The organism is Cutibacterium sp. LaCa_255, assembly GCF_057458005.1.
Genome location: NZ_CP190956.1, coordinates 1,269,066 through 1,281,100, shown reverse-complemented (window position 1 = coordinate 1,281,100; position 12,035 = coordinate 1,269,066). Strand labels below are relative to the sequence as shown.

The window sequence follows — 12,035 nt, the reverse complement described above, 5'->3', positions numbered from 1 at the left end:
GGCCACATGGAGGTCTACCTCACCTGGCAGTTCTGGTACCAGGTTCTATCAGCCTTCGCCTTCGGCGTGGCTTCCAGTTTGGTGCCGGTGCTCAATTCGGAGTTGTTCATCGTCGGCGCCCTAGGATCAAAACTCCTGGGTCCGCTGGAAGTCGCCCTGGGGCTGGCTCTTGGCCACGGCGTTGGCAAACAGATCATGTTCATCGGTATCCGACGCGGATCGAATTCGCAATGGATCAAGCACAAGGAGCCCAAACCGGTTCCGGAGGGATCCTGGCGGTGGCGTCTACGGAGATGGAATGACAAGGCTGCTCACGTGGTCGAGACCCCGCGATGGGGCATGCCTCTGCTGTTCTTCTCGGCCATTACCGGTGTCCCGCCGGTCTACCTCGTCGTCATCTACGCGGCGACGACCAAGATGCACTTCTGGTGGTTCTCGCTGTGGGTCACCGTCGGATTCTTCATTCGGTGTTACCTCCTGGCCCTGGCGACCCAGTATGGGTTCCACATCATCATCTGACACCAGCGCGATGCCGTGAAGACCCTTGTCACCCGCGCATGACGAGGATGCGGAAGAAGTAGTACCCCACTCCGACCAACACCGCGAGAGCGACGACGAAGGCGATGGGTGCGAGAACTCGTTGCACCTTCTTGCGCTTCGTGGTCGGGACTCCAGTCGGAGCCCACTGTTTCTCACCGACACGCGGCCGAGTGCGCTCCGGCGTCTGGCCGTCAAGGTCGAGATTGGTGAAGAAACCCACGATCGGAACCCTACCTGCTCAGCCTGCTCGATCCAGCTGCTCATCGACGATGTCAGCTGCCCGTCTCACCGTCCGGCAGACCTCGGCAGCCGATTGACGGGACCAGCCGGCGAGCCCGCAGGCAGGGCTCAGCACCCCTGCCCTCAGCAGGGTGGGATCCACCTGGGTGCGTCGCGCCAACCACAGCACACGGTCGATGAGGCGATCCACTGGTGGCACCTGATCGACCGTCATGGTGTCGACGACTCCCATGCCCAGCCGTCCACCTGACTCCACCCATTGCGCGGCGGAGTCCAGTGACACCGCGTCTGTGATCTCGCACCACATCGTGGTGAATCCGGCCTTGCCGGCCGGCGCCCACGGGATGGGATGGCCACAACAGTGCAGTCCCGCCGAGACCTCCTCACAGCCACTGACGATCGTCTGCCAGAGCCGCGTCGCCGTAGTGGCCTCCATGGCCGGATGCCGATAGAGCCCCGACTGGGTCGGAATGGATCCCGCGAGAACGGCAGGAGCAGCAGGTTCGTCGATCTGCATCGTCCAGGTCACGCGTGGCATCCGGCGTCGCAGTTCGGTCAGAAGCTGGCTGATCCCCTCCGCCAGGCTGGCTGTGACGTCGTTCAGGGCCGAGGAGTCCGCGAGGATCGACTCCCCGGCGCGCATGTGTAGGCCCGTGGCAAGGGTGAGAGGACCAGCCACAGTGATCTTGACGGTGGCCTCCTCGTTAGCCAGCACCTCCTCGAGATCATCGAGGTCGTTGCGCAGAAGGGATCGTGCTGAGCGAGCGGCATGGTCGGTGGCGTCCGCGAGCCGCCATCCGCCCGGGCCATGATCAACCGGCAGATCGACGAGGAGGGCCGTCGCCCTCCCGACCATTTGACCACCGACTCCACGGGCCGGTAATTCTGGCAACGGGATGAGCTCGTCGAAGATCTCAGCCATCGCAGCCACGCTGCCGCGCATGTCGGTGCCGGGCAGCGACCCAATACCTGTGGCGATCATGCTGCCTGCTCCACTGTCATTCCGGCTCGATCCGTCCCGCATATGGTTGCTGATCCGACGACGAGGTCCCCGTCGTAGAAGACCGCCGCCTGACCGGGAGCGACTCCGCGCAAGGCCTGCTCGAGGTCCATCATCACCCCACCGGCGACCGTGGTGATCGTGGCGTCAACCGGATCCCCATGGGCTCTCACCTGAACCTGACCATGCCAGGTTGTGGCAGACTCGCCAGAACACCACACCGGCCGGATGGCCTCGACGTGGCGTACAGTCAGCCCTTCGGCTCCTCCGACGACCACGGTGTTGTTGACCGGTTCGATGTCGAGGACGTATCGCGGCTTGCCATCCGGGGCCGGAACTCCGAGCCGAAGACCTCTCCGCTGGCCAATCGTGAAATGGTGATACCCGTCGTGATGACCGACAACAGCCCCGGACTCATCGCGGATCTCTCCGGCGGCCGAGCCGATCTTCTCCGAGAGCCAACCTGGCGTGTCCCCGTCAGGGATGAAACAAATGTCGTTGGAATCAGGTTTGTCAGCCACCGACAAACCAAGATCCGCCGCTTCCCGTCGCACATCAGTCTTGAAGGAATTCCCCAGCGGGAACAACGAATGGGACAGCTGATCCTGGTTGAGGACAGCCAGCACGTAGGACTGGTCTTTGCCCGGGTCGACCGAGCGGTACAGCTTCGTCATTCCATCGTCGACCTCAGTCCGGGCGTAATGGCCGGTGGCGACGGCGTCATATCCCAGGTCGAGACCGCGTTCCAGCAGGGCCGCGAACTTGATCCTCTCATTGCATCTCAGGCAGGGATTGGGCGTGCGACCGGCCTGGTACTCAGCGATGAAGGGGTCAATGACCTCCTCGGCGAAGCGGTCGGAGAAATCCCACACGTAGAACGGGATCCCCAGCTTGTCCGCGGCCCGCCGGGCGTCGAAGGAATCCTCCAGGGAGCAGCATCCTCGTGACCCTTCCCGATGGGAACGCGGGTTACGTGACAGCGCCAGATGCACACCGGTGACGTCGTGGCCTGCCGCGACGAGACGGGCAGCGGCGACGGCGGAGTCGACTCCTCCCGACATGGCAGCGAGAACCTTCACAGTGCTTCCTCTCCGTGAACGTGCAGGGATACGGATTAATAGTGGGAATGTGATCCCGGCGGGAATGTCGATGATAGGGGTTGACGCCGACTCATCGCGCCCCGCTGGCCTGAGTGATGACCGCAGGCAGGACGGTGAGCAGACGATTGACCTCGGCCTCGGTGGTGCTGTAGCCCATTGAGATCCTCACTCCCGACGATGCTGCCTCGTCGTCACGACCCATGGCCAGCATCGTCGGTGAGGGACGGGATACCCCGGCATGGCACGCCGATCCGGCCGATAGGTCGACCCCGTCCCGGTCCGCGAGCATGACGACGTCGGTCCCTCGTGCTCCGGCCACGCTGAGGTGGATGATCGTGGGGCTCGTCGTGCCGGCATCATCCACGCTGGCCCCAGGGATCTGTCGGCACGACTCAACGATCCGTTCCCGCCATGCCTGCCATTGAGCCTTCTTCTCGTCGAACTCATTGAGGCAGGCCCGCAGAGCAGCCGCGAAACCTCGAGCCAGCGCGACCGGCTGGGTGCCGGAGCGAATCCCGTACTGCTGCCCACCTCCCGGGGAGACTGGATGCACCTCGACTCCCCTGCGGACCCAGAGTGCCCCGATCCCGACGGGTCCACCGATCTTGTGTGCGGAGAAGGACGCCAGGTCCACTCCCCACTCGTCGAGGTTCACCGGGACATGGCCAAGGGCCTGAACGGCGTCGGTGTGCATGAGGGCTCCGACCCGATGGGCCTGTTCGGTGATCTGGTCAACGGGTTGGCGTGCGCCGGTCTCGTTGTTGACGGCCATCACCGAGACGACGTCGAGGTCGCTGCTCAGTGGGCTCGCAGCAATCGAATCAGGGTCCACGACTCCCGCGTCGTCGACCGGGAGCACCCCCACCCGCTCGCCGAGCAGCCATGGCAACGTCACCGTACCGACGGCGGGATGCTCCACTGCCGAGATCAGTGCGTGGCCATGACGGGCCGCTCCCATAACGCCCAACATGTCGGCCTCTGTTCCTCCGCTGGTGAACACGATCTCCAACGGACCCGCTCCGAGCAGGCTGGCGACCTCCTCTCGCGCATCCTCCAGCAAAGCCCTCGCCGCGCGGCCTGAACCGTGAATGGCACCAGGGTTCCCGGGCACCGGTTCGGCCATCGCGGCCAAGGCTTCCGGGCGCAGCGGGGAGGTCGCCGCGTGGTCGAAATAGGCACGAGCGTGATGTACTGAGTCGGGCTGCGATTGCGACATACCTGTCCTTCCTGGCGACTCCTTGACGCTACTGCCGATCGGCAGGGTATGGAATTGCGCGTTCTCGCTCCTGCGGACGCCGCGGCCGACTCAGACTAAAATGATTCGTCGGTCCGCCGATGTTCCGGCCACCATCCCCGACGAAAGGCCCCTATTGTGACCGACACCAACACGGCGTCATTCGACACCAGTGCGCTTGGCTCCACCCTCATTGACGACGGTTGCCGTTTCGGGTTGTGGGCACCACGCGCAGAGCGTGTCGAGCTAGCACTCGTGGCAGATGACAGGTCACAGGTCAACCACGACATGACCATGGACGAGCATGGTGTCTGGACGATCGAGGTCCCTGACGTCACGGCCGGTCAGCGCTACGGCTACCGAGTTCACGGTCCGTGGGATCCCGATCGCGGTATGAGGTTCAACCCGGCCAAGCTGCTGCTCGACCCATATGCCAAGGCCATCACGGCAGGGGTCGACTACCACGGACCGATCATGGATCACACCCCGGAGTCCAACTACGAGCCGGATCCGACCGACGACGCGACCTCGGTCCCGCTCGCCGTGGTGATCGAGGATTCCGAGCCTCCCAAGCCCATCGAGCACCGCCGAGACATCAGTGAGTCGGTCATCTACGAGACCCACGTCAAGGGCTACACCCGGCTGCATCCCCTCGTCCCCGAGCATCTGCGCGGCACCTATGCCGGTCTGGCCTACCCGGCCGTCATCGAGCACCTCAAGTCCATCGGCGTCACTGCCATTGAGTTGCTGCCCATCCAGCAGTTCGTCTCCGAACCCTTCGTCGTGGGCCGGGGACTGTCGAATTACTGGGGATACAACACCCTGGGGTTCTTCGCTCCTCACGCCGCCTACTGCTCGGTGGGATCCACGGGTGCCCAGGTGCGCGAGTTCAAGGAGATGGTGACGGCCTTCCACGAGGCCGGCATCGAGGTCATCCTCGACGTCGTCTACAACCACACCGGCGAAGGTGGCCACGAAGGACCGACGCTGTCCTTCCGCGGTATCGACCACGAGTCCTACTACCGACTCACCAATGATCACCGCAACGACTACGACGTCACCGGCTGCGGCAACTCAGTAGACACCTCCCATCCGGAAGTCCTCGGCCTGGTCCTCGACTCGCTGCGGTACTGGGTCACCGAGATGGGTGTTGACGGTTTCCGCTACGACCTGGCGACCACCCTCATCCGTGACAAGTCCCACGGGGTTGACCAGAACCATCCCTTCAAACAAGCCCTCGTCGATGATCCGGTCCTCAACAAGGTTAAGCACATCGCCGAGCCGTGGGATCTGGGCCCCTACGGTTACCAGGTAGGCGCTTGGGGCCCTCACTGGAGCGAGTGGAACGACCGCTTCCGCAACTACATCCGCGATTTCTGGCGCGGTGCCGTCTGCGGGGTTGAGGAACTCGCCACCCGGCTGTGCGGATCCCCGGACCTCTACGGTCAGCCGATCTCGAGCGTCAACTTCATCACTGCCCATGACGGCTTCACCATGCGTGATCTCGTCACCTATGACATGAAGCACAACCAGGACAACGGTGAGGACAACCACGACGGGTCCAATGACAACCGCTCCTGGAACTGTGGCTGGGAGGGTGAGACGACCGACCAGTCCATCGTCATGCTGCGTCATCGTCAGGTCCGCAACCTCGTTTCCACCTTGCTGCTGGCCACCGGTGTGCCGATGATCACCGCCGGCGACGAGATGGGTCGCACCCAGCAGGGCAACAACAACGCCTACTGCCAGGACTCCCCCATCTCCTGGATGGACTGGGACGAGGCCGAGGGCTGGTCGGACGTCACCGACCTCGTCCGCACCCTCACCGCACTGCGTCGCGAGCATCCCACCCTTCGCCCACCGATCTACCGTCACCATGACCCGGTGGGTCGCTCGACCGATGAGCGACCGCGACGGGCGGACTTGGCCTGGTTCTCCGGTCACGGTGGCGAGATGGTCACCGACGACTGGCACGACGAAGGCCGTCGCACCCTGGGCATGTACACCAGCGACGACAACGAGGCCTTCCTCGTTTGGTTTCACGCCGCAGATCACCCGACCGAGATCATCCTGCCCAGCGCCCGATGGGGCGAGTCCTGGCAGGTGGTTGCCTCGACGACCGTTCCTGGCGAAATCCCTGACGAGACGGTTCCTGCCGGGATGTCGATGACCCTGCCGAGCAGGTGCGTCGTCGTCATGCAGGCCTCACTGGGAGACGACGAGGCCTGATCCCAAGCACCAGTTACGCCCCAAGCGCACAGGCGGCGGATGGATCGAGAGGTTCATCCGCCGTTCTCGTCAGCACATTTCAGGGCCAGGGGCCGTAAGCCAGTAGTCAGTGCACACTTTCCCAAACCTTGCTCCGAGAATTCGGGTCGAGACTGTCACTGCGGCGCTAGTCCGAATCATGACGCCCCGGAACCAGCCACGGTAGCCTGTGATTCGTGTGGAGGATCAACAGGCGAGACCGCCGTCAAGACGAGAATGGCCCCGATGACGAGGACGTGCAGGTGACAGCCCCTGCCCCGGAACCCTCACCCGAGCCGCCGGCCCCCGTCGTCCCCGCTGGCTCACCGACGTCAACCCCCTCTACCGAGTCATCTCCGTCGCCTGAGTCCCCGGTCAGGCCGGACTCTGCCGACGAGGCCGACCAGACACTCGATGCACCCGACGACTCGCCTTCCGACGCCGAGGATGCCTCGGGCTCCCTACCGATGAGCGCCCTGGTGGGTGACACGCGCCAGCAGGATGCCGACACCCCTTCACCGCGTCACGCCGCTGACCACGCCTCCGGCGACGAGGCCCTCGTGGCGGCCACCTCGGACCTTGACGCCCCTGGCCGTCCACCGCTGCGTGGTTTCGGGCGCATCCCTGTCCACAACGTGCATCCCGAGGTCGAGGGAGGTCAGCTGCCGATCTACTCCGTCGTCGACGAGGAGTTCGAGGTCACGGCCAACGTCTTCCGTGAGGGTCATGACGCAGTCGGCGCCAGCGTCGTCCTCACCGATCCACAGGGTAATCGTCACGTCACTGACATGCACCAGGTCGATCCATGGGGTTTGGACATCTGGAAGGCCCGCGTCTCGGCCGACGCTGAGGGCGACTGGACGATGCACGTCGAGGGCTGGTCGGACACCTGGGGCACCTGGCACCACAACGCCGACGCCAAGCTGGCCGCTGCCATCGACGTCGAGCTGGTCTGCGCCGAAGGTCACGCCCTCATCGAACAGGCCATCGCGCATGCCGAGCAAGCTGGCGACACCGACGCCGTCGCAGTTCTGCGCGAGGCCGATGCCAGTCTCACCCCGGATCGCGCTCCGGGGTCGCTGCGTCAGGTCATCAACACCTTCCTCTTCTCCGATGCGATGCGCGTCCATGCCCCGCGCCCGCTGACTTCTCCCACCACCCCGTCCCCGCTGCGGGTCGAGAGACGTCGCGCCCTCTACGGCTCCTGGTACGAATTCTTTCCGCGCTCCCAGGGAGCCCACATCGACGAGGACGGCCACTGGGTCTCCGGCACCTTCGACTCCTCCTGGGAGCGACTGGACGCCGCTGCTGCGATGGGATTCGACGTCGTCTACCTGCCACCGATCCACCCCATCGGAACTGCTTTCCGCAAGGGCAAGGACAACACCCTGACCCCTGGGCCGGACGATCCCGGTTCGCCATGGGCCATCGGTTCTTCGGCCGGGGGCCATGACGCCATTCACCCGGATCTGGGTACCTTCGAGGACTTCGACCGCTTCGTCGCCCACGCCCACGACCTGGGCATGGAAGTGGCGCTGGACTTCGCCCTGCAAGCCTCCCCGGACCATCCGTGGGTGCAGGAGCACCCGGAGTGGTTCACCACCCGCGTCGACGGAACCATCGCCTACGCCGAGAACCCCCCGAAGAAGTACCAGGACATCTATCCGATCAACTTCGACAACGACCCGGAGGGGATTTACAACGAGTGCCTGCGGCTGCTCGAGCTGTGGATCTCCCATGGGGTGACGATCTTCCGCGTCGACAACCCGCACACCAAGCCGATCAATTTCTGGGCCTGGCTCATGGAGCAGGTGCATCGCCGCTATCCGGAGGTCATCTTCCTGGCCGAGGCGTTCACCCGCCCCGAGATGATGGGTGCTTTGGGCAAGGTCGGCTTCCAGCAGGGATACTCCTATTTCACCTGGCGCACCGCCAAGTGGGAGTTGGAGGAGTACCTCAACGAGGTCTCCCACCAGACCTCGCACTTTTACCGCCCGAATTTCTTCACCAACACCCCGGACATCAACCCGATCTACCTCAATGACGGCAACCCGGCCGGATTCGCCATCCGCGCGATCCTGGCTGCAACCATGAGCCCGTCGTGGGGCATGTACTCCGGGTTCGAGATCTGCGAGCACGAACCGCTGCCGGGACGCGAGGAGTACGCCCACTCCGAGAAGTATGAGTACCGTCCCCGTGACTTCGACTCCGAGCCGAACATCAAACTGCTCGTGACTCGTCTCAACGAGATTCGGCGCGCTCACCCGGCCCTGCAGCAGTTGCGTGACACCACCGTTCACCATGCCCCCCATGACAATGTGCTTGCCTTCTCCAAGAAGGCCGGGGACGACGTCGTCATCGTCGTCATCTCGTTGGATCCGGTGTGGGGTGTGGAGTCGCAGGTCATGTTGGACATGGCCGCTCTTGGTCTTGGCAACGACGACACCTTCGAGGTCCACGACGAACTCACCGGTGCTGACTTCACCTGGGGACAGCAGGCCTTCGTCAGGCTCCACCCAGCCCAGCCGGCCCACATCCTGCACGTGCGAAAGACCACCTCATGACCCATTCCTCCTACACGCCTGCCGAGGAGATTCCCGAGACCCTCGCACCCACCGGGGCTCTTGGGCTGACCTCGGCCCAGTTGCAGGCCAAGCTCGACGCGATCCACCCGGTCGGGTCGATCGACCGCACGGAGACCGAATGGTTCCGCACCGCCGTCTTCTACGAGGTCTTGGTGCGCTCCTTCAAGGACTCCAACGGTGACGGCATCGGCGACTTCAAGGGGCTGACCGAGAAGCTCGACTACCTGCAATGGCTGGGAGTGGACTGTTTGTGGCTTCCCCCCTTCTACGACTCACCGCTGCACGACGGCGGTTACGACATCCGCGACTATCGCTGGATCCGCGAGGAGTTGGGGACGATCGAGGACTTCAAGGTCTTCCTCGACGCCGCTCACGACCGTGGTCTGCGCGTCATCATCGACTTCGTGATGAACCACACCTCTGATTCCCACCCGTGGTTTCAGTCCTCCCGTGCCGATCCTGACGGCCCCTACGGCAACTACTACGTCTGGGCCGACACCGACGAGGCATATTCGGACGCTCGCATCATCTTCTGTGACACCGAGGACTCCAACTGGTCGTGGGACTCCGAGCGCAAGCAGTTCTACTGGCACCGCTTCTTCCACCACCAGCCCGACCTCAACTTCGAGGAGCCCCGGGTCATGGAGGAGATGCTCGACGCCGTCCGATTCTGGATGGACCTGGGCATCGACGGTTTCCGTCTCGACGCCGTCCCCTACCTCATCGAGGCCGAGGGAACGAGCTGCGAGAACCTGCCGGGAACCCACAAGATCCTCAAACAGCTGCGCGCGATGGTCGACGAGGAGTACCCGGGACGTATCCTGCTGTGCGAGGCCAATCAGTGGCCTGACGACGTCGTCGAGTACTTCGGTGACGGTGACGAGTGCCAGATGGCCTTCCACTTCCCCGTCATGCCACGCCTGTACATGGGGCTGCGCCGCGGATCACGGGAGTGCATCAGCGAGATCCTCGCCTCCACACCGGACATCCCGGCGGGTTGTCAGTGGGGAACCTTCCTCCGCAACCATGACGAACTCACCCTCGAGATGGTGACCGAGGAAGACCGTCAGTACATGTGGGAGGAATATGCTCCCGAGCCGCGCTGGCGGTGCAACCTGGGCATTCGTCGCCGGTTGAGCCCCCTGGTCGACAACGACGAGGCCAGGGTTCGTCTGCTCAACGCCATGCTGCTGTCTCTGCCCGGCTCCCCGGTTCTCTATTACGGCGACGAGATCGGCATGGGCGACGATCCATGGCTTCCTGACCGCGACGGCGTGCGAACCCCGATGCAGTGGGATGATTCCGAGACGGCCGGATTCTCGACCGCGCTGCCGGAGGACTTCCATCTCCCACTCATCCACACCTTCGGTCACGGTCCGGAACATGTCAACGTCGCGCGTCAGATGGATGACCCGTCCTCCCTGTTGGTGTGGACCCGCGCCATGTTGGGCATCCGTCGTCGTCACCCCGTTTTCGGTACCGGAGAGTTCACCGATCTGGGCGCGGAGGACATGGCCGTGATGTCCTTCCTACGCCACGACGAGGACGAGACGATTCTGTGCCTGGCCAATCTGTCGGACACCGATAGGACCGTCACCCTCACCCTGCCGCAATTCGCAGGTGTGACCGGAGCGTCCCTCATTCACGGCCAGGATGCCCAGCCGGTGGAGGCCGACGGAACCCTGACGGTTCCGATGCCGCCCTACGGCTACCGATGGCTGCAGATGACCGGAGAGGAGAAGCCATGACCGATTGGGATGACGCAGACGTTCGGGACCGCATCTGGGACCACATCAGTACCGCTCGGTGGTTCTCCGGCAAGGGCCGAGATGGCACCCTGGCCAGGTTACTGCCGCTGGCTCCAGTCGTTGACGAGCACGATCTCAAGGTGGTGCCCGTCATTGCCCTGGTCTGTTACCCGCAGGCCCCGGAGGAGTACTACCAGCTCCTATTGGCCCTGCGCCCCGGCAGTTCTGCGGGACTGACGCAGATTCACGTCGATGGTGATCCCATCACGGTCAGCGACGCCACCACCGACCAGGAGGCCCTGACAGTGTGGGCCAGGACGATCCTCGAGGCTGATCCTCAGGCCGCGGATGACTCATGGCAGCTCCATCGCCGCTTGGAGGCACCTGAACCGGTTCGGACCGCCGAGCGCTTTGGCGGTGAGCAGTCGAACACCTCGATCATGGTTGGCGACGCCATCATCGTCAAGATGTTCCGCCGCCTCGAACCCGGCGACAATCTCGACATCACCATTCACGGCGCCCTCAATGACGCCGGCGTCTCCTCGGTGGCCAAGCTCTACGGTCACATCTCCGGGCAGATCCCGGCTGACGAGGACATCCAGACCGATCTGGCCATGATCATCGAGCGGCTTCCACATCCCCAGGATGGCTGGGAACTCATCACCGACAAGGCTGCCGATCTGGAGGACGTCGCCGATCTCGTCGCCGACCTGGGCCGATGCCTGCGAACCATCCACTCTGCGTTGGAGCAGACCTTTGGGACGGCCGAGTTGGACGGGGGCCAGATTGCCGACGACATGGTGCGTCGTCTCGACGCTGCAGTGGCGGCAGCCCCGGCGCTGGAACCACACCGCGACCTCCTCGCCACACGTTTCGAGAAGCTGCGCGGTCGCCGCCTGGCCGCTCAAAGGGTGCACGGTGACTTCCACCTCGGACAAACCCTGCTGACCCCCGACGGCTGGCGGATCATCGACTTCGAGGGCGAACCCCTCAAGACCCTGGCCGAGCGTCGCCTGCCGGACTCCCGCTGGCGTGACGTGGCAGGAATGGTGCGCTCACTGTCCTATGCCACCTCGGCCCATGCCGAACCCACCGCACCGGAGACATTGGCCTGGGCACAACGAGCTCGCGATGCCTTCCTGGACGGCTATGGTCGCCCGAACGACGCCGAATGCGACGTCTTGGCCGCCTACGAGGCCGACAAGGCCGGATACGAAACCGTCTATGAAACCCTCAACCGGCCGGCCTGGGTTGACATCCCGTTGTCGGCCATTCGGGCGATGGTGCAGGATTGATGATGTCCCCGCCCCACGAACCTCCGTCGAGTCACCGACCCGACGG

At 64.0% G+C, this 12,035-nt stretch carries 9 protein-coding genes; 5 read left to right on the top strand and 4 right to left on the bottom strand.

From position 1 onward, the window contains the following. The first annotated feature begins 6 nt into the window (after positions 1-6). Positions 7-519, top strand: a complete 513-nt coding sequence (locus ACP8ML_RS05725) for an SNARE-associated domain-containing protein (RefSeq protein WP_004811374.1) — start codon at positions 7-9, stop codon at positions 517-519. A 28-nt stretch (positions 520-547) separates the two neighbouring features. Here ACP8ML_RS05725 and ACP8ML_RS05720 read toward each other — a convergent pair whose 3' ends face one another. The 4 genes from ACP8ML_RS05720 to ACP8ML_RS05705 form a co-directional block, all read right to left on the bottom strand. After that, positions 548-760, bottom strand: a complete 213-nt coding sequence (locus tag ACP8ML_RS05720) for a hypothetical protein (protein ID WP_016667601.1) — start codon at positions 758-760, stop codon at positions 548-550. 18 nt (positions 761-778) lie between these two features. After that, positions 779-1,762, bottom strand: a complete 984-nt coding sequence (locus ACP8ML_RS05715; protein WP_117189041.1) for a methionine synthase — start codon at positions 1,760-1,762, stop codon at positions 779-781. Then, on the bottom strand, positions 1,759-2,859 hold the full coding sequence (mnmA, locus tag ACP8ML_RS05710) for a tRNA 2-thiouridine(34) synthase MnmA (RefSeq protein ID WP_270236075.1): 1,101 nt from the start codon (positions 2,857-2,859) through the stop codon (positions 1,759-1,761). Before mnmA ends, ACP8ML_RS05715 begins: the two co-directional genes overlap by 4 nt. Before the next feature lie 91 nt (positions 2,860-2,950). Next, a complete protein-coding gene (locus ACP8ML_RS05705) occupies positions 2,951-4,096 on the bottom strand; it encodes a cysteine desulfurase family protein (RefSeq protein ID WP_117189040.1) in 1,146 nt (381 codons plus the stop codon). Positions 4,097-4,252: 156 nt separating this feature from the next. Between ACP8ML_RS05705 and glgX the strand changes: the two genes are divergently transcribed. The 4 genes from glgX (at position 4,253) to ACP8ML_RS05685 (ending at position 11,989) form a co-directional block, all read left to right on the top strand. Next, positions 4,253-6,343 carry a glycogen debranching protein GlgX gene (glgX, locus tag ACP8ML_RS05700; RefSeq protein ID WP_016667597.1) on the top strand — a complete coding sequence of 697 codons (2,091 nt, stop codon included), beginning with the start codon at positions 4,253-4,255 and terminating at the stop codon, positions 6,341-6,343. 485 nt (positions 6,344-6,828) lie between these two features. Beyond that, complete coding sequence (locus ACP8ML_RS05695; protein ID WP_486703069.1) at positions 6,829-8,925, top strand: alpha-1,4-glucan--maltose-1-phosphate maltosyltransferase; 2,097 nt, start codon at positions 6,829-6,831, stop codon at positions 8,923-8,925. Further along, positions 8,922-10,694, top strand: coding sequence for a maltose alpha-D-glucosyltransferase (gene treS / locus ACP8ML_RS05690; RefSeq protein WP_065672719.1), 1,773 nt, complete (start codon positions 8,922-8,924; stop codon positions 10,692-10,694). Before ACP8ML_RS05695 ends, treS begins: the two co-directional genes overlap by 4 nt. Next, complete coding sequence (locus ACP8ML_RS05685; protein WP_065672718.1) at positions 10,691-11,989, top strand: phosphotransferase; 1,299 nt, start codon at positions 10,691-10,693, stop codon at positions 11,987-11,989. The genes treS and ACP8ML_RS05685 overlap by 4 nt, the downstream gene beginning before the upstream one ends. The last annotated feature ends 46 nt before the right edge of the window (positions 11,990-12,035 follow it).

What these genes read in the sequence shown, in the direction of transcription:
- ACP8ML_RS05725 (WP_004811374.1), top strand. Translation starts at nt 7, where the DNA reads ATGGAGGTCTACCTCACCTGGCAGTTCTGGTACCAGGTTCTATCAGCC.
- ACP8ML_RS05715 (WP_117189041.1), bottom strand. Translation starts at nt 1,762, where the DNA reads ATGATCGCCACAGGTATTGGGTCGCTGCCCGGCACCGACATGCGCGGC.
- ACP8ML_RS05705 (WP_117189040.1), bottom strand. Translation starts at nt 4,096, where the DNA reads ATGTCGCAATCGCAGCCCGACTCAGTACATCACGCTCGTGCCTATTTC.
- ACP8ML_RS05695 (WP_486703069.1), top strand. Translation starts at nt 6,829, where the DNA reads ATGAGCGCCCTGGTGGGTGACACGCGCCAGCAGGATGCCGACACCCCT.
- treS (WP_065672719.1), top strand. Translation starts at nt 8,922, where the DNA reads ATGACCCATTCCTCCTACACGCCTGCCGAGGAGATTCCCGAGACCCTC.
- ACP8ML_RS05685 (WP_065672718.1), top strand. Translation starts at nt 10,691, where the DNA reads ATGACCGATTGGGATGACGCAGACGTTCGGGACCGCATCTGGGACCAC.